This is a genomic window from Streptomyces sp. NPDC088400 (genome assembly GCF_044753355.1).
GTDB lineage: Bacteria > Actinomycetota > Actinomycetes > Streptomycetales > Streptomycetaceae > Streptomyces.
In genome coordinates, this window is sequence record NZ_JBIVMZ010000002.1 from 255,369 (window position 1) to 273,249 (window position 17,881).

The window sequence follows — 17,881 nt, forward strand, 5'->3', positions numbered from 1 at the left end:
CTGCCCTTGTACTGCCCGAGGGGATACGCCATGGCACCAGCACCACCAGAAACCCTTCTGCTCACCATGTCCGGCATCACCAAGACCTTCCCCGGCGTCCGCGCGCTCGACGGCGTGGACCTGGAGGTCCGGGCGGGCGAGGTGCACTGTCTGCTCGGCCAGAACGGCGCCGGGAAGTCCACCCTCATCAAGGTGCTCGCCGGTGCCCACCAGCCCGACGGCGGTGTCATCAACTGGCGCGGCGAAGCGGTCACGCTCAAGTCGCCCATCGCCGCCATGCGGCTCGGCATCGCGACCATCTACCAGGAACTCGACCTGGTCGAGGGCCTGTCGGTCGCCGAGAACATCTTCCTCGGACACGAGCCCACCACCGCCGGCTTCGTCGTCAAGGGCAGAGAGGCCAGGGCCGAGGCGACCGCGCTGCTGGCACGCCTCGGCCACCCAGAGATCCAGGCGCACCGGCCCGTCGGCTCGCTCTCCGCCGCCCAGCAGCAGATCGTGTCCATGGCCCGAGCCCTCTCCCACGACGTACGGCTCATCGTGATGGACGAGCCGTCCGCGGCCCTCGACCCCGACGAGGTCGACAACCTCTTCCGTATCGTCTCCACCCTCACCGACGACGGTGTGGCCGTCATCTACATCTCCCACCGGCTGGAGGAGATCCGGCGGATCGGCGACCGGGTCACCGTCATCAAGGACGGGCGTACGGTGGCCGTCGCGCTGCCCGCGAAGGAGACCCCGACCCGCCAGGTCGTCGCGCTGATGACCGGCCGGAACGTCGAGTACGTCTTCCCCGAGCGGCCCGCCCCCGCCACGCACACCGCGGCGCGCGCCGAGCCCGTACTGCGGGTCGAAGGACTCGCCAGGGAAGGGGAGTTCGCGCCGGTCGACCTCGAACTGCGGCCCGGTGAGATCGTCGGACTCGCCGGCCTCGTCGGCTCGGGACGCTCCGAGATCCTGGAGACGGTCTACGGGGCGCGCAAACCCACCGCGGGACGTGTCCTCGTCGACGGCACCCCGTTGCGGCCCGGCAGCGTACGCGCCGCCGTCCGCGCGGGACTCGGTCTCGCCCCCGAGGAACGCAAGGCCCAGGGCCTGCTGATGCTCGAATCCGTCACCCGCAACGTGTCGGTGTCGTCGCTGTCCCGCTTCTCGCGGGCCGGCTGGCTCGACCGCTCGGCGGAGCGGGCCGCGGCCAGGGAGGCCACCAGGGAACTCTCGCTGCGCCCCGACAACCCGGACGCCCGTATCCGTACCCTCTCCGGCGGCAACCAGCAGAAGGCCGTCCTGGCCCGCTGGCTGCTGCGCGGCTGCCGGGTCCTGCTGCTGGACGAACCGACGCGCGGCGTCGATGTCGGCGCCCGCGCCGAGCTGTACGCAGTGATCCGCAGGCTGGCCGACGAAGGCCTCGCCGTACTGCTCGTCTCCAGCGAGGTCCCCGAAGTGCTGGGCCTCGCCGACCGGGTGCTGGTGCTCCGTGAGGGCCAGGTCGTCCACCGGGCACCGGCCCAGGAGCTCGACGAGCACCGTGTACTCGACCTTGTGATGGAAGGGAGCCCGACGCCATGAAACAGCCTGCCTCCGAGGCGCGGCAGGGCGGGCCCGACGGTGCGGCCGGCTCCGAGCCGTCCACTCAGCCCGCCGGGCCCACCGCGCACACCACGTCCGGAACATCCGCCGCCGCATCCGCCAAGTCCGGTACGGAGAAGGGTGGTTGGCGTGCGCTCGGACTGCGGCTCGACGTCCGTAACCTCTCCCTGCTCGGTGTGCTCGCGGCACTGATCATCGTCGGGGGCATCACCAAGCCCGATCAGTTCCTCGACACCAACAACCTCCAACTGGTGCTCACCCAGGCCTCGGTCATCGGTGTGGTCACCGTCGGCATGACGTTCGTGATCACCAGTGGTGGGATCGATCTGTCGGTGGGCGCGATCGTGGCCCTCTCCTCGGTCTGGGCGACCACACTGGCCACCCAGGAGTACGGTTTCGCCGGCATCCTCTTCACCGCCGTCGTCGTCGGTCTCGGCTGCGGCCTGGTGAACGGGCTGCTGATCGCGTACGGCGGCATGGTGCCGTTCATCGCGACCCTCGCGATGCTCGCCTCCGCCCGGGGGCTCGCCCTCCAGATCACCGACGGCAAGACGCAGATCGTCACCGTGCCGTCGGTGCTCGACCTCGGCGTCCCCGACGCGTACATCCTGGGGATACCGCCGCTCGTCCTGGTCTTCGCGGCCGTCACCGTCATCGGCTGGCTGGTGCTCAACCGTACGACCTTCGGCCGGCGCACCGTCGCCGTCGGCGGCAACGCGGAGGCCGCCAGGCTCGCCGGTATCGACGTCCGCAGGCAGCGGCTCTACCTGTACCTGCTCTCCGGCCTCTGCTGCGGCATCGCGGCCTTCCTGCTGATCATCCTGGCCGGCTCGGGACAGAACACCAACGGGAACCTGTACGAGCTGGACGCCATCGCCGCCGCGATCATCGGCGGCACCCTGCTCAGCGGCGGCCGCGGCACCATCGTCGGGTCCGTCCTCGGGGTGCTGGTCTTCACCACGATCACCAATATCTTCGCCCTCAACAACCTGCAGAGCGACGTCCAGCAGATCGCCAAGGGCGCCATCATCGTCGCCGCCGTACTGGTCCAGCGCCGCACGTTGCGCAACGGCGAGGCCTGACACCCGGATCGCCGGTACTTCCCGGGTCCTCGGTTTCTCCCGCATCCGGACCTCGGAACCTCCCGGCCCCCGGAACCTCAGGTTTCGCACCCGCTCGCCCGCCGTACCGACCTACCCGAAGGGTCAAACCGACATGCCAGAAACCAGCCGCAGAGGACTGCTGTTCGGCGCCGCCGCCGTTTCCACGGGTGCCCTCCTCACCGCCTGCACCAGCAACGAGCCAGCCAAGAAGGAGACCGCGGCCGACAGCGCGCCGGCCGCCGACAACAAGCCCGGCAAGCCCGTCACCATCGGCTTCGCCGGACCCCAGGCCGACCACGGCTGGCTGAACGCGATCAACGAGCAGGCCAAGACCCGCGCGGAGAAGTACTCGGAGGTGACCCTCGACAGCACCGAGGGCTCCAACGACACCGCCGCGCAGATCGGCCAGGTCGAGACGCTGATCAACAAGAAGGTCGACGTCCTGGTGATCCTGCCGGCCGACGGCAAGGCGCTCACCCAGGTCGGGCTCAAGGCGATGCGCGCCGGAATCCCGGTGATCAACCTGGACCGTGTCTTCGCCGACCCGCAGGCGTACCGCTGTTACATCGGCGGCGACAACTACGGCATGGGCGTCAGCGCCGGCAACTACATCGGCCAGAAGCTCAAGGGCAAGAAGAACGCCAAGGTCGTCGAACTGGCCGGAATCGACGGTCTGGAGCTGACCCAGCAGCGTACCAAGGGCTTCGACGACGCCCTGAAGAACTACCCCAACATCACCAAGGTCGCCCGCCAGGCCGCCGACTTCACGGTCGAGTCCGGCCAGGCCAAGATGGCCCAGCTGCTCCAGGCGCAGTCCTCCTTCGACGCGCTGTGGAACCACGACGACGACCAGGGCGTGGGCGCGCTGCGTGCCATCCAGCAGGCGAGCCGCGACGAGTTCCTGATGGTCGGCGGCGCCGGTGCCAAGTCGGCGATGGACGCGATCAAGGCCGGCAACAGCGTGCTCAAGGCCACCGTTCTCTACCCGCCGACCATGGCCGCCTCGGCCATCGACCTGGCTCGCGCGCTGGGCCAGGCCAAGGGCATCAGCGGCATGTCGGAGCTGGAGATCCCGGCCTCGGTCACCCTCTACTCGGCCGTGGTCGACCAGGAGAACGTCGACCAGTACCTGCCCACCGGCTTCAGCTGACCGGCCCTCCCGCAGTTGGCCCCCACCGAGTGAGAGACGAGGAGTACTCCGTATGACCCCCAGTCCCAGGGAACCGTCGGAGCAAGAAGCCGGTACACCGCCGACGAGGGCGCAGCTGCCGACGCTCGGCATCGGCATGGTCGGATACGCGTTCATGGGCGCCGCCCACTCGCAGGGGTGGCGCACGGCAGGACACGTCTTCGACCTGCCGATGCGGCCCACGCTCGCGGCGATCTGCGGCCGTGACCCGGCCGCTGTCCGGGCCGCGGCCGACCAGCACGGCTGGGCCGCCACCGAGACCGACTGGCGGGCACTCATCGCGCGCGACGATGTGCGGGTGGTCGACATCTGCACCCCGGGGGACAGCCACGCGGAGATCGCCATCGCCGCGCTGGAGGCGGGCAAGCACGTCCTGTGCGAGAAGCCGCTGGCCAACTCGGTGGCCGAGGCCGAGGCCATGGTGCGGGCCGCCGATGCGGCCCGCACGCGCGGGCAGTTGGCGATGGTCGGCTTCAACTACCGCCGGGTTCCGGCCATTTCGTACGCGCGGAAGCTGATCGAGGAGGGCAGGCTCGGCACCCTGCGGCACGTCCGGGTCACCTACCTCCAGGACTGGCTGGTCGATCCGGACTTCCCGCTCACCTGGCGGCTCAAGCGGGAGCACGCGGGGTCCGGGGCGCTCGGCGATCTGGGGGCGCACATCGTCGACCTCGCGCAGTTCCTGACGGGGGAGCCGCTGGTGGGCGTCACGGCGCTCACGGAGACCTTCGTCAAGGAACGGCCGGTGCTCAGCGGGGCGACGGCCGGGCTGTCGGGGACCGGCGGAAGCGAACTGGGGGCGGTGACCGTGGACGACGCGACGCTGTTCACGGGGCGGCTGGCCTCGGGCGCGCTGGCCTCCTTCGAGGCCAGCCGGATGGCGGCGGGGCGCAAGAACGCCCTGCGGCTGGAGATCAACGGTGAGCGCGGTTCGCTCGCCTTCGACCTGGAACGGCTCAACGAGCTGTCGTTCCACGACCACACCGAGCCCGCGGCCACGTCCGGCTTCCGCCGGATCCTGGTGACGGAGCCGGAGCATCCCTATCTGGAGGCGTGGTGGCCGCCGGGCCACGCGCTCGGCTACGAGCACACCTTCGTCCACCAGGCGCGCGATCTGGTCGAGGCGGTCGCCACCGGGACCGATCCGGTGCCGTCCTTCGCCGACGGGCTCCAGGTGCAGCGGGTGCTCGCGGCGGTGGAGGACAGCGCGGCGAAGAATGCCGTGTACACGCCTGTGCCGCAGCCGTCGCACACGCCCGTGCCGCAGCCGTGATTACGCCCGTGCCGCAGCCGTCGCACACTCCCGTGCCGCAGCCGTCGGAAACGCACGCGTCCGGAAATCGAGCGTAGGAGGCCCGAATTGCCACGTCCGTTCACGCTGTTCACCGGCCAGTGGGCCGATCTGCCCCTGGAGGAGGTGTGCCGGCTCGCCCGTGACTTCGGTTACGACGGGCTGGAACTCGCCTGCTGGGGCGACCACTTCGAGGTCGACAAGGCACTCGCCGACCCCGGGTATCTGGACGGCCGGCACCAACTGCTCGACAAGTACGGGCTGAGGTGCTGGGCGATCTCCAACCACCTGGTGGGCCAGGGCGTCTGCGACAACCCCATCGACGAACGTCACCAGGGCATCCTGCCGGCCCGGATCTGGGGCGACGGCGAGCCCGAGGGGGTCAGACAGCGGGCGGCGGCCGAGATCAAGGACACCGCCAGGGCCGCGGCCGCCTTCGGGGTCGATACGGTCATCGGCTTCACCGGTTCCTCGATCTGGCACCTGGTCGCGATGTTCCCGCCCGTGCCGCCCGGCATGATCGAGAGGGGGTACGAGGACTTCGCGGAGCGCTGGAACCCGATCCTGGACGTCTTCGACGCCGAGGGCGTGCGCTTCGCCCACGAGGTCCATCCGAGCGAGATCGCGTACGACTACTGGACCACGCACCGCGCGCTGGAAGCGGTGGACCACCGGCCCGCGTTCGGGCTGAACTTCGACCCCAGCCACTTCGTCTGGCAGGACCTGGACCCGGTCAACTTCCTCTACGACTTCCGGGACCGGATCTACCACGTGGACTGCAAGGAGGCCCGCAAGCGCCTCGACGGCCGCAACGGCCGCCTCGGTTCGCATCTGCCCTGGGGCGACCCGAGGCGCGGCTGGGACTTCGTCTCGGCGGGCCACGGCGACGTCCCGTGGGAGGACGTCTTCCGGATGCTGCGGTCGATCGGGTACGAGGGACCCGTCTCGGTCGAGTGGGAGGACGCCGGCATGGACCGGCTGGCCGGCGCCCCCGAGGCCCTCGCGGGTCTCAAGCGCTTCGACTTCGACCCGCCCACCGCGTCCTTCGACGCGGCGTTCGGAGGCGGTGAGTAGCGACCACTTCCGGACCGCCCGGCGACGCGTGTGGCGTCGCGGGGCGGTCCGGCCTGCCGTCAGGATCCTTTGTCCTGAGGCTGGGGAAAGTTCAACTTGGGTCCTGCGCAAGGTCTTTCGGTCCGGGACGAACACAGCTACGGTCCACGGAGATGTACACGACATAGGTGGTCTCCGATGTGACGGCGCACGTCGGTGACACAGCCAGCTCCACGGGGGAGCGGTGCTGGACGAGCATCGCGTGGCACGGGACGCGTACCACCCCTCCGGATTGGCACCCCGCACGTACGAACGGCCCATTGTGGAGGACTTTCGTGCACAGAAAACGCCCCAGAGCCGCATCCCTCCTCGCACTCCTCACGGGCGCCGTGCTCGTGGGATCGAGCCTCAGCGCCGTACCCGCCACCGCCGCGGACCCGCGGCCACCGGCCGCGGAGGAGAGCTTCCAGCAGGTGACCCTCGCGAAGGGCGCCGACGAGGTGGGCGAGCCGATCTCGCTCGCCGTCCTGCCGGACCGGCAGGTGCTGCACACCTCGCGCGACGGCACCCTGCGGATCACCGACGCCGGCGGCGACACCACCGTCGCGGGCAAGCTGGACGTCTACGACCACGACGAAGAGGGTCTCCAGGGCGTCGGGGTCGACCCCGGCTTCGCCGAGAACCGGGCGATCTATCTCTTCTACGCCCCCAAGCTCGACACCCCCGCCGGGGACGCCCCCGAAAACGGCACGGCCGCCGACTTCGCCCCCTTCGACGGGTACAACCGCCTCTCGCGCTTCACCCTGAAAGAGGACGGCACCCTCGACAAGGCGAGCGAGAAGAAGGTCCTCGACGTCACCACCTCACGCGGCACCTGCTGCCATGTCGGCGGTGACATCGCCTTCGACGCGGACGGCAACCTGTATCTGTCGACCGGGGACGACACCAACCCCTTCGCGTCCGACGGCTACACGCCGATCGACGAACGGGCCGACCGTAACCCGGCGTTCGACGCCCAGCGCAGCGCCGGCAACACCAACGACCTGCGCGGCAAGGTCCTGCGTATCAAGGTCGCCGAGGACGGCTCGTACACGATCCCCGAAGGCAACCTCTTCGCCCCCGGCACCGAGAAGGCCCGGCCCGAGATCTACGCGATGGGCTTCCGCAACCCCTTCCGGATCTCCGTCGACCCGAAGACCGGCATCGTGTACGTGGGCGACTACGGCCCCGACGCGGGCGCCGCGTCCCCGACGCGGGGCCCCGGGGGACAGGTCGAGTTCGCGCGGGTCACCAAGGCCGGCAACTTCGGCTGGCCCTACTGCACCGGTGACAACGACGCGTTCGTCGACTACGACTTCGCGACCAAGGAGTCCGGCGCCGCCTTCGACTGCGCCGCGCCCAAGAACACGTCACCGCACAACACCGGCCTGACCGACCTCCCGCCGGCCCAGGCCGCCTGGATCCCGTACGACGGCGGCAGTGTGCCCGAGCTCGGCGACGGCTCCGAATCGCCGATGGCCGGACCGGTCTACCGGTACGACGCGGACCTCGACTCCCCGGTGAAGTTCCCGGAGGCGTACGACGGCGACTTCTTCGCCGGCGAGTTCGGCCGGCAGTGGATCAAGCGGATCGAGCAGGGCGAGGACGGTACGGTCAGCAAGATCAACCCGTTCCCGTGGACCGGCACCCAGGTCATGGACATGGAGTTCGGCCCGGACGGGGCGCTGTACGTCCTCGACTACGGACTGTCCTGGTTCGGCGGCGACGAGCACTCCGCGCTCTACCGCGTCGAGAACTCCACCGGCGGCAAGTCGCCCATCGCCGAGGCCTCCGCGAACAAGACCTCCGGCCAGGCGCCGCTGAAGGTCGCCTTCTCCTCCGAGGGCACCGAGGACGCCGACAGCGACACCCTCACCTACGCCTGGAACTTCGGCGACGGCGGCACCTCCACCGAGGCCAACCCCGTATACACGTACAAGAAGAACGGCACCTACACCGCCCGGCTCACCGTCACCGACCCGACGGAGCGGACCGCCACGGCGTCCGTGCGGGTGGTCGTCGGCAACACCGCGCCCAAGGTGACGCTCGAACTGCCCGCCGAGGGAACCCTGTTCAACTTCGGTGACACCCTGCCCTTCAAGGTGAACGTCACCGACCCGGAGGACGGGCCGATCGACTGCTCCAAGGTCGTCGTCCGCTACATCCTCGGCCATGACAGCCACGGCCACCCGATCACCTCGGCCAAGGGCTGCGAAGGCACCATCACCGCACCCGCCGACACCGAGCACGATCCCAACGCCAACATCTTCGGTGTGATCGACGCCGAGTACACCGACGGCGGAGGCGGCGGCCAGGCGGCGCTCACCAGCCACGACCAGGCGCAGCTCCAGCCCCGGCACCGGCAGGCCGAGCACTTCAACGACTCCTCCGGGATCAGTGTCATCGACAAGGCTCCCGCCAACGGCGGCAAGACCGTCGGCGACATCGACAACGGTGACTGGATCTCCTTCAAGCCGTACCACCTCGCCGGGTCCAAGACCCTCACCGCCCGGATATCCTCCGGCGGCGCGGGCGGATTCCTGGAGGTGAGGACGGGCTCCGCCGACGGCAATCTGCTCGGCTCCGCGCCGGTCCCGGTCACCGGCGGCTGGGAGACCTTCCAGGACATCGACGTACCGCTGCGCTCCGTACCGAAGAAGACCACCGAGCTGTTCCTGGTCTTCAAGGGCGGCTCCGGCGCGCTGTTCGACGTGGACGACTTCCAGGTCTCCACGGCCGTCCCCGGCAAGACCGAGAAGCGGGTCCTGGTCTTCTCCAGGACCGGCGGCTTCCGCCACGACTCGATCCCCGAGGGCATCGCCGCTCTCAAGGAACTGGGCAAGAGCACCGGCATCACGGTCGACGCCACCGAGGAACCGGGCCAGTTCACCACCAACAACCTCGCCCGCTACGACGCGGTGGTCTTCCTCTCCACCACCGGTGACGTGCTCAACTCCGAGCAGCAGAAGGCGTTCGAGAACTATGTCGCCACCGGCGGCGGCTACATGGGCGTGCACGCGGCGGCCGACACCGAGTACGACTGGGCCTTCTACGGCGGGCTGGTGGGTGCCTACTTCGACTCGCACCCCGCGATCCAGCCGGCCACCGTACGGGTCGAGGACCACGATCACCCGGCGACCGCCTCCCTCGGTGACGAGTGGCAGCGCACGGACGAGTGGTACAACTACCGCACCAATCCCCGGACTCAGGCCCGGGTCCTCGCCACCCTGGACGAAACCACCTATCAGGGCGGCAACATGAAGGGCGATCACCCGATCGCCTGGTGCCAGACGTACGAGGGCGGCCGGTCGTTCTACACCGGCGGCGGTCACACCAAGGAGTCGTACGCCGAGGCGCCCTTCCGCCAGCATCTGCTCGGCGGGCTGCGGTACGCGGCCGGCCAGGTCAAGGCCGACTGCAAGCCGAGGACCGGCTACCGGGACCTCTTCAACGGGAAGACCCCGGAGGGCTGGAAGCAGGCGGGACCGGGCAGGTTCACCGTCGTGGACGGTGAACTGCGCTCCGAGGGAGGCATGGGACTGCTGTGGTACCAGGCCAAGGAGCTGAAATCGTACTCGCTGAAGCTGGACTGGAAGCTCGACGGGGACGACAACTCCGGTGTCTTCGTGGGCTTCCCGGCCTCGGACGACCCCTGGTCCGCGGTGGACAAGGGGTATGAGGTGCAGATCGACGCGACCGACGCCCCTGACCGTACGACCGGCGCCGTGTACGGCTTCAAGTCGGCGGACATCAAGGCCAGGGACCGGGTTCTGCGGCCGCCCGGCCAGTGGAACAACTACGAGATCAAGGTCGAGGGCGAGCGTCTGCGGATCTTCCTCAACGGAGTGAAGATCAACGACTTCACCAACACCGATCCTGTGCGCAGCCTGAAGGACGGTCACATCGGCCTCCAGAACCACGGAGCCGACGACCAGGCGTCCTTCCGCAACATCCAGATCAAGGAGCTGCCCTCCGCCTAGAGCACTGTCCGGGCCGGGCTCCGACGGCCCGGACGGCTCCAGGACGGGCGGCCCGTCAGCCGGCGGCGGGCGGGGAGGCGCCGTACCCCCCGCCCGCCGCCCACCAAACAGCACACGACAGGCAGGGAGGCAGCCCGTGACGACGACCGGACCTGTGACGACGACCGGACCCGTGACGGCGACCGGACCCGTGACGACGAGCCGTACGGAGACGAGCCGTACGGAGACGAGCCGTACGGAAACGGGCCGTACGGAAACGGGCCGTACGGGATCGACCGCAGTACGCACCGGAGTCTGGTTCGTCGGAGCGCGTGGCTCCGTCGCCACGACGGCGGTCGCCGGATGCGCGGCGGTCACCGCCGGGCTCCACCCCCCGACGGGCATGGTCACCGAGACCGCGCCCTTCGCGGACTCGGGCCTGCCCGCCCTCTCCTCCCTCGTCTTCGGCGGCCACGACACGGCGAGCTGTCCGCTGCCCAAACGGGCGGAGGCGCTGACCCTGGCGGGCGTGCTGCCGCACGGCCTGCCCTCGGCGGTCGGCGCCGAACTCGCGGCGGCGGACCGGGAGATCAGGCAAGGCGGACCACAGGCGGGCGACACACGGACCGACGAGGAGATCATCACCGCCTTCACCGACGACCTCACGGACTTCACACGGCGCACCGGCGTCGCGCGCACGGTCGTCGTCAATGTCTCCTCCACGGAACCCGAACCGGCACCGAACGCCCCACGCCTGCCCGCCAGTTCGCTGTACGCGGCGGCCGCGGTCCGGGCCGGTTGCGGGTACGTCAACTTCACCCCGTCCACCGGGCTGCGCACCGAGGCCCTCCTGGCGGCCGCCGAAGCCGGCGGACTTCCCCACGCCGGCCGCGACGGCAAGACAGGCCAGACGCTGCTCCGTTCCGTGCTCGCCCCCATGTTCGTCCAGCGGGCCCTGACCGTACGGGCCTGGTCGGGCACGAACCTGCTGGGCGGCGGGGACGGAGCGGCGCTGGCCGACCCGGCAGCGGCGGCGGCCAAGAACGCGGGCAAGGAACGCGTCCTCGCCGACAACCTGGGCACCGTGCCCGAGGGCGAGGTGCACATCGACGACGTACCGGCGCTCGGTGACTGGAAGACCGCCTGGGACCACATCGCCTTCGACGGTTTCCTCGGCTCACGGATGATCCTCCAGACCACCTGGCAGGGCTGCGACTCGGCGCTGGCCGCGCCGCTGGTGATCGACCTGGCGCGGCTGGTGGCCCGCGCGCACGAGGCGGGGCTGAGCGGGCCGCTGCCCGAACTGGGCTTCTACTTCAAGGACCCGGACGGCGGGCCCGCCGCGCTGGCGGAACAGTTCGAGGCGCTGCTCGCCTTCGCCGAGCGGCTGAAGGAGACGAAGTGAGCCCGGGAGCGGGGCGAGGGGCGGGCCGGGGAGCCGGACCGGGAGCCGGTTCGGGAGCGGGCCTGGGTACGGGCCGGGTCACGGGCTTGGGGACGGGTCAAGGTACGGGCCAGTGCACGGGCTTGGGCACGGGCCTGGGTGCCTGGGCTGAACTCCTGCGGGTGTCGGCCCTGTTCACGGTCCCCGGCGACGCGCTGGCCGGCGCGGCGGCCCTCGGCGTACGCCCCAACCGTTCCACGGCCCTCGCGGTGGGCGCCTCGCTCTGCCTGTACGAGGCGGGTATGGCGCTCAACGACTGGGCGGACCGCGAGGAGGACGCGGTGGACCGTCCGCACCGCCCCATCCCGTCGGGCCGTATCTCCCCGCCCGCAGCCCTCGCGGCGGCGGGCGCCCTGACGGCCGTCGGCCTGGGCCTCGCCGCCCGCGCGGGCCGGCCGTCCCTGGCGGTGGGTACGGCGCTGGCGGCGACGGTCTGGTCGTACGACCTGCGGCTGAAGCACACGGCGGCGGGACCGGTGGCGATGGGCGCGGCGAGGGCGCTCGACCTGCTGCTGGGGGCGACAGCGACGGCGGGTCGCGCTCCGGCCATGGCGGGAGGAACGGGAGTTGTCGGTACGCCGCGCGCCGGGCGTGCGCCGGGCACCGCACTGCCCTCGGCCGCGTTGCGTTCCGCCGCGCTGCTCGGCGCGCACACTCTCGCCGTCACCACCGTCTCGCGCCGTGAGGCACAGGGCGGTTCGACCGCCGCGCCGCTCGCCGCCCTCGCGGCCACCGGGGTGCTGGGCGCGCTCGCCGGCCGCCGACCGGAGAGCGGGCCGGGCGAAGGAGGTGGACGGAGCGGATCAGGTGACCGGGAACCCGTTGGGCGAAGTGTCACCGCCCGCCGGACCGCTCCCCTCCTCGCCGGCGCCCTCGCCGCCGTATACGCCGGAACCGCCGGGCGGCCCCTGCTGCATGCCGCGCTCAACCCCTCCCCGCCGCTGACCCAACGCGCCGTCGGTGGTGGGATCCGGGCCATGATCCCGCTTCAGGCGGCGCTCGCCGCGCGCGGTGGCGCGGCCGGGGTCGCCCTCGGAGTCATGGGCCTCGTCCCTCTCGCCCGCACCCTCGCACGGAAAGTGAGCCCGACATGAGTCTGCGATTCGGTTACGGCACCAACGGGCTCACGGACCTGCGGCTCGACGACGCACTCGGACTGCTCGCCGATCTCGGGTACGACGGCGTCGGGCTGACGCTCGACCACATGCATCTCGACCCCATGGCCCCCGGTCTCGCCGCCCGTACCCGGCAGGTCGCCCGGCGGCTGACGGAGCTGGGACTCTCGGTCACCGTCGAGACCGGTGCCCGCTATGTGCTCGACCCGCGCCGCAAGCACGGGCCCTCCCTGCTGGATCCCGACCCCGAGGGGCGAGCAGCCCGGACCGGGCTGCTCGTCACGGCCGTCCAGGTCGCCGCCGATCTGGGCGCGCACGCCGTGCACTGCTTCAGCGGTGTCACCCCCGAGGGCACCGACACCGACACCGCCTGGAAGCGGCTCGACGACGCGATGGGACCGGTCCTCGACGCCGCGCGGGCCGCCGGTGTCCCCCTCGCCGTCGAACCGGAACCCGGCCATCTCGTCTCGGTCCTCGCCGACTTCCACGAACTACGGCACCGCCTCGGCGACCCCGAACCCCTCGGCCTCACCCTCGACCTCGGCCACTGCCAGTGCCTTGAGCCGGCCACGCCCGCCGACTGTGTACGGGAGGCCGCGCCCTGGCTGCGGCATGTGCAGATCGAGGACATGCGGCGCGGTGTCCACGAGCATCTGCCGTTCGGGGACGGCGAGATGGACTTCCCGCCCATCCTCGACGCACTGGCCGCGTCCGGCTATCAGGGCCTGACCGTGGTCGAACTGCCTCGCCACTCCCACGCCGGGCCCGAACTGGCCCGTACCTCCCTGGACTTCCTCCGTACGAAGGGAGCCCGGACGTGACAGAAACAGACACAGAAACAGACACAGAAACAGGGACAGGGACAGAGACAGAGACAGGGACGGTGGCACTGACCCGCGAGGCACTCCTGCCCCAACTGGACGCGCCCGCCCGGTCCTGGCTCCACGACGCACTCGCCGAGGCGTCGGCGTCGGCATCGGCGTCGACGGAGAGGGGCGACAACGTTTCCCTCGCCCCCTGGGAGCTGCGCTTCGCCGCCGCCGGCCGGCACTGCGGCCAGGACCACGCCGATGCCGTACGTACCCTGCTCCTCCAGGAAGCCCGCGCCGACCTCGCCACCCTGACCAGGCTCTACCACCAGGGCACCGCCGCCGAACGCCGTGCCGTCCTGCTCGCCCTGCCCCACCGCGTCACGGGACCCGGCGCGCTGCCGCTGGTCGAGGACGCCCTGCGGACCAACGACACCCGGCTGGTCGCGGCCGCCGTCGGCCCGTACGCCGCCGCCCACCTCGGCCCCCACGCCTGGCGGCACGCCGTCCTCAAATGCCTCTTCACCGGGGTGCCGACCGCCGCCGTCGAGAGCCTGGAGCCGCGTGCCCACGAAGACGCCGAACTGGCCCGGATGCTGGCCGACTTCGCGGCCGAACGCACCGCCGCCGGCCGCCCCGTACCCGCCGACCTGCACCACGTACTGAACCTGACCGGCGAGGAGTCCTGATGCGTATCTTCGACCCGCACATCCATATGACCTCCCGCACCACGGACGACTACCAGGCGATGTACGCCTCCGGTGTCCGCGCCCTGGTCGAGCCCTCCTTCTGGCTCGGTCAGCCCCGCACCTCACCCGCCAGCTTCTTCGACTACTTCGACGCGCTCCTGGGCTGGGAGCCGTTCCGCGCCGCCCAGTACGGCATCGCCCACCACTGCACGCTCGCCCTCAATCCCAAAGAGGCGAACGACCCGCGCTGCACCCCCGTCCTGGACGCCCTGCCCCGCTACCTCGTCAAGGACTCCGTCGTCGCCGTCGGTGAGATCGGCTACGACTCCATGACCCCGGCCGAGGACCACGCCCTCGCCACCCAGCTCCAGCTCGCCGCCGACCACGCTCTGCCCGCGCTCGTCCACACCCCGCACCGCGACAAGCTGTCGGGCCTGCGCCGCACCATCGACGTCGTACGCGAATCCGCCCTCGACCCGGAGCGGGTCCTGCTCGACCACCTCAACGAGACGACGGTCAAGGAAGCCGCGCAGAGCGGCAGTTGGCTCGGCTTCTCGATCTATCCGGACACCAAGATGGACGAGGACCGGATGGTCGCGGTCCTGAAGTCGCACGGTACGGAGAAGGTGCTGGTCAACTCGGCGGCGGACTGGGGCAAGAGCGACCCGCTCAAGACCCGCAAGGTCGCGGACGCGATGCTCGCCGCCGGCTTCGGCGAGGACGACGTCGACCAGGTCCTGTGGCGCAACCCGGTGGCCTTCTACGGGCTCAGTGGCCGGCTCCAGCTCGACATCCCCGCGCCCCAGGCCCTCCACGAGGGCAACTCCATTCTCCGTGGCGGGGAGTGAGAACGGTATGCGCTTCCGCCACCCCGAGGGCTCCACCGTCCACCTCTCGTACTGCACCAACGTCCACCCCGCCGAGAACCTCGAAGGCGTCCTCGCCCAGCTGCGCGACCACTGCGAGCCGGTACGCAAACGGCTCGGCCGGGACCGGCTCGGCATCGGCCTCTGGCTCGCCCGGGGCGCGGCCCAGACCCTGGCCAACGACCCGGCGGCGCTGCGCGGACTGCGCGCCGAACTGGAGCGGCGCGGCCTGGAGGTCGTCACCCTCAACGGCTTCCCGTACGAGGGTTTCGGCGCCGAAGAGGTCAAGTACCGCGTGTACAAGCCCGACTGGGCCGACCCCGAGCGGCTCTCCCACACCGTCGAGCTGGCCCGGCTGCTGGCCGCGCTGCTCCCCGACGATGTCACCGAGGGCTCCGTCTCCACCCTCCCGCTCGCCTGGCGTACCGTCTTCGACGCTCCCGCCGCCCGCGCCGCGCACAAGGCGCTTACCGTGCTCTCCGAACGCCTCGACGCGCTGGAGGAGACGACGGGGAAGTCCATCAGGATCGCCCTGGAACCCGAACCGGGCTGCATCGTCGAGACCACCGCCGACGCGATCCGCCCGCTCACCGACCTCCCCGGCGACCGGATCGGTATCTGTATCGACACCTGCCACCTCGCGACCTCCTTCGAGGACCCCGCCACCGCCCTCGACGCGCTGGAAGCCGCGCACATCACCATCCCCAAGGCCCAGCTCTCCGCAGCCCTGCACGCCGAGGAACCCCATCTGCCGGAGGTACGGGAGGCCCTCGGCGCGTTCGCCGAGCCCCGCTTCCTCCACCAGACCCGAACCCGTACGGCGGCGGGGCTGCGCGGCACCGACGACCTGGACGAGGCACTCGGCGGCGACGCCCTGCCCGACGGCGCACCCTGGCGGGCGCACTTCCATGTACCGCTGCACGCCCCGCCCGCGCCCCCGCTCACCTCCACCCTCCCCGTGCTCCAGGACGCGCTGACCCGGCTCGTCGGCGGCGCGGAACCGCGCACCCGCCACCTGGAGGTCGAGACATACACCTGGCAGGCGCTCCCGCCGGAGCTGCGCCCGCGCTCGCGCGGGCAGCTCGCCGACGGCATCGCCGCCGAACTCACCCTGGCCCGCGACCTCCTGGTCGATCTCGGACTCAAGGAGCTGCCATGACCGAGGCCGAAGACCCGACCCCGACCGCACCGCCGAATCCGGTCCAGGGACCGTCCCCGACCGCACCGCCCAATCCGGTCCGGGGCCCGTCCCCGACCGCCCTCCCGGGTCCGGCTGATCCCACGCCTGGGAGCCCGTCGCCCACTCCGCTGCTCGTCCTCGACGTCGTCGGCCTCACCCCCCAGTTGCTCCACCACATGCCGAACCTGAAGAGGCTGGCCGGCGAGGGCTCCCGGGCCCCGCTGACCACCGTGCTGCCCGCCGTCACCTGTAGCGCGCAGTCCACCTTCCTCACCGGGACGCTCCCCGCCGAGCACGGCATCGTCGGCAACGGCTGGTACTTCCGCGAGCTCGGTGACGTACTGCTCTGGCGCCAGCACAACGGACTGGTCTCCGGCGACAAGCTCTGGGACGCGGCCCGCCGCGCCCACCCCGGCTACACCGTCGCCAACATCTGCTGGTGGTACGCGATGGGCGCGGACACCGACTGGACGGTCACCCCCCGCCCCGTCTACTACGCCGACGGCCGCAAGGAACCCGACTGCTACACCCGCCCGCCGGAGCTGCACGACGAACTCACCGAGCAGTTCGGCACGTTCCCCCTCTTCCACTTCTGGGGCCCCGGTGCCGACCTGGTCTCCTCGCAGTGGATCGTGGACGCCACCCGCCACATCATCCGCACCCGCCGGCCCGATCTGGCGCTCTGCTACCTCCCTCATCTCGACTACGACCTCCAGCGCTTCGGCCCCGACGACCCCCGCTCCCATCAGGCGGCGGCCGACCTGGACGCCGCGATGGCCCCGCTGCTGGACGACGCCCGGGCCGAGGGCCGTACCGTCGTCGCGCTCTCCGAATACGGCATCACCCGGGTGTCCCGGCCCGTCGACATCAACCGGGCCCTGCGCAGGGCCGGCCTCCTGGAGGTCCACACCCAGGACGGCATGGAGTACCTCGACCCGATGGCCTCCCGCGCCTTCGCCGTCTCGGACCACCAGCTCGCCCATGTCTATGTGCGCCGCCCGGAAGACCTCGACGCCACCCGTGAAGCCCTCAAGGACCTCGCCGGCATCGACGAGATCCTGGACGACCACGGCAAGAAGGCGCACGGCCTGGACCATCCGCGCTCGGGCGAGCTGGTGGCCATCGCCGAACCGGACGCCTGGTTCACGTACTACTACTGGCTCGACGACGACCGGGCGCCCGACTTCGCCCAACTGGTCGAGATCCACCGCAAACCCGGTTACGACCCGGTCGAGCTGTTCATGGACCCGCTCGATCCGTACGTACGCCTCAAGGCGGCCAAGGCGATCGCCCGCAAGAAGCTCGGCATGCGCTACCGGCTCGCGGTCGTCCCTCTCGACCCCTCGCCTATTCGCGGCAGCCACGGCCGCCTCCCGCGCAGCGACGACGAAGGCCCGCTCATCCTGTGCTCCATCCCCCGTGCCGTCGGCGACCGCGTCGCGGCCACCGATGTGAAGTCCCTGCTCCTCCAGCTTGCGGGACTGCACTGACAACCGGAACGCACTGACAGCCGGAACGCACTGACAGCCGGAACGCGCTGACGACCGGGACGCG

At 70.8% G+C, this 17,881-nt stretch carries 13 protein-coding genes; all 13 read left to right on the forward strand.

Features of this window, described 5'->3' with window-relative positions; genetic code table 11:
- Window positions 1-30 precede the first annotated feature (30 nt).
- The 13 genes from ACIQD6_RS06105 to ACIQD6_RS06165 all read left to right on the forward strand — a co-directional run bounded on the left by ACIQD6_RS06105 (window position 31) and on the right by ACIQD6_RS06165 (window position 17,817).
- The gene (locus tag ACIQD6_RS06105; RefSeq protein WP_401878658.1) at window positions 31-1,569 is read left to right on the forward strand and encodes a sugar ABC transporter ATP-binding protein; all 1,539 of its coding nucleotides are present in this window, start codon (window positions 31-33) and stop codon (window positions 1,567-1,569) included.
- The gene (locus ACIQD6_RS06110) at window positions 1,566-2,672 is read left to right on the forward strand and encodes an ABC transporter permease (protein ID WP_401878660.1); all 1,107 of its coding nucleotides are present in this window, start codon (window positions 1,566-1,568) and stop codon (window positions 2,670-2,672) included. The genes ACIQD6_RS06105 and ACIQD6_RS06110 overlap by 4 nt, the downstream gene beginning before the upstream one ends.
- A 133-nt stretch (window positions 2,673-2,805) precedes the next feature.
- A complete protein-coding gene (locus ACIQD6_RS06115; protein ID WP_401878662.1) occupies window positions 2,806-3,843 on the forward strand; it encodes a substrate-binding domain-containing protein in 1,038 nt (345 codons plus the stop codon).
- Window positions 3,844-3,979: 136 nt separating this feature from the next.
- Window positions 3,980-5,155 (forward strand): Gfo/Idh/MocA family protein, encoded by a 1,176-nt coding sequence (locus ACIQD6_RS06120; protein ID WP_401879528.1) that lies wholly within the window; start codon window positions 3,980-3,982, stop codon window positions 5,153-5,155.
- 87 nt (window positions 5,156-5,242) lie between these two features.
- A complete protein-coding gene (locus tag ACIQD6_RS06125) occupies window positions 5,243-6,247 on the forward strand; it encodes a sugar phosphate isomerase/epimerase family protein (RefSeq protein ID WP_401878664.1) in 1,005 nt (334 codons plus the stop codon).
- Between the two features lie 314 nt (window positions 6,248-6,561).
- Entirely contained in the window at window positions 6,562-10,245 is a 3,684-nt protein-coding gene (locus tag ACIQD6_RS06130; protein ID WP_401878666.1) for a ThuA domain-containing protein, read from the forward strand.
- A gap of 136 nt (window positions 10,246-10,381) precedes the next feature.
- On the forward strand, window positions 10,382-11,629 hold the full coding sequence (locus ACIQD6_RS06135) for an inositol-3-phosphate synthase (RefSeq protein WP_401878668.1): 1,248 nt from the start codon (window positions 10,382-10,384) through the stop codon (window positions 11,627-11,629).
- A gap of 122 nt (window positions 11,630-11,751) precedes the next feature.
- Window positions 11,752-12,762 (forward strand): SCO3242 family prenyltransferase, encoded by a 1,011-nt coding sequence (locus tag ACIQD6_RS06140; RefSeq protein ID WP_401879531.1) that lies wholly within the window; start codon window positions 11,752-11,754, stop codon window positions 12,760-12,762.
- A complete protein-coding gene (locus ACIQD6_RS06145; RefSeq protein WP_401878670.1) occupies window positions 12,759-13,604 on the forward strand; it encodes a sugar phosphate isomerase/epimerase family protein in 846 nt (281 codons plus the stop codon). Before ACIQD6_RS06140 ends, ACIQD6_RS06145 begins: the two co-directional genes overlap by 4 nt.
- 62 nt (window positions 13,605-13,666) lie before the next feature.
- Window positions 13,667-14,281 (forward strand): EboA domain-containing protein, encoded by a 615-nt coding sequence (locus ACIQD6_RS06150; RefSeq protein WP_401878671.1) that lies wholly within the window; start codon window positions 13,667-13,669, stop codon window positions 14,279-14,281.
- Window positions 14,281-15,129 (forward strand): TatD family hydrolase, encoded by an 849-nt coding sequence (locus ACIQD6_RS06155; protein ID WP_401878674.1) that lies wholly within the window; start codon window positions 14,281-14,283, stop codon window positions 15,127-15,129. The genes ACIQD6_RS06150 and ACIQD6_RS06155 overlap by 1 nt, the downstream gene beginning before the upstream one ends.
- 7 nt (window positions 15,130-15,136) lie before the next feature.
- The gene (eboE, locus tag ACIQD6_RS06160; protein WP_401878676.1) at window positions 15,137-16,306 is read left to right on the forward strand and encodes a metabolite traffic protein EboE; all 1,170 of its coding nucleotides are present in this window, start codon (window positions 15,137-15,139) and stop codon (window positions 16,304-16,306) included.
- Window positions 16,303-17,817: a nucleotide pyrophosphatase/phosphodiesterase family protein gene (locus ACIQD6_RS06165; RefSeq protein ID WP_401878679.1), complete on the forward strand. Its 1,515-nt coding sequence runs from the start codon at window positions 16,303-16,305 to the stop codon at window positions 17,815-17,817. The genes eboE and ACIQD6_RS06165 overlap by 4 nt, the downstream gene beginning before the upstream one ends.
- Window positions 17,818-17,881: the final 64 nt, after the last annotated feature.

What these genes read in the sequence shown, in the direction of transcription:
- ACIQD6_RS06155 (WP_401878674.1), top strand. Translation starts at nt 14,281, where the DNA reads ATGCGTATCTTCGACCCGCACATCCATATGACCTCCCGCACCACGGAC.
- ACIQD6_RS06105 (WP_401878658.1), top strand. Translation starts at nt 31, where the DNA reads ATGGCACCAGCACCACCAGAAACCCTTCTGCTCACCATGTCCGGCATC.
- ACIQD6_RS06120 (WP_401879528.1), top strand. Translation starts at nt 3,980, where the DNA reads ATGGTCGGATACGCGTTCATGGGCGCCGCCCACTCGCAGGGGTGGCGC.
- ACIQD6_RS06115 (WP_401878662.1), top strand. Translation starts at nt 2,806, where the DNA reads ATGCCAGAAACCAGCCGCAGAGGACTGCTGTTCGGCGCCGCCGCCGTT.
- ACIQD6_RS06145 (WP_401878670.1), top strand. Translation starts at nt 12,759, where the DNA reads ATGAGTCTGCGATTCGGTTACGGCACCAACGGGCTCACGGACCTGCGG.
- ACIQD6_RS06110 (WP_401878660.1), top strand. Translation starts at nt 1,566, where the DNA reads ATGAAACAGCCTGCCTCCGAGGCGCGGCAGGGCGGGCCCGACGGTGCG.
- eboE (WP_401878676.1), top strand. Translation starts at nt 15,137, where the DNA reads ATGCGCTTCCGCCACCCCGAGGGCTCCACCGTCCACCTCTCGTACTGC.
- ACIQD6_RS06165 (WP_401878679.1), top strand. Translation starts at nt 16,303, where the DNA reads ATGACCGAGGCCGAAGACCCGACCCCGACCGCACCGCCGAATCCGGTC.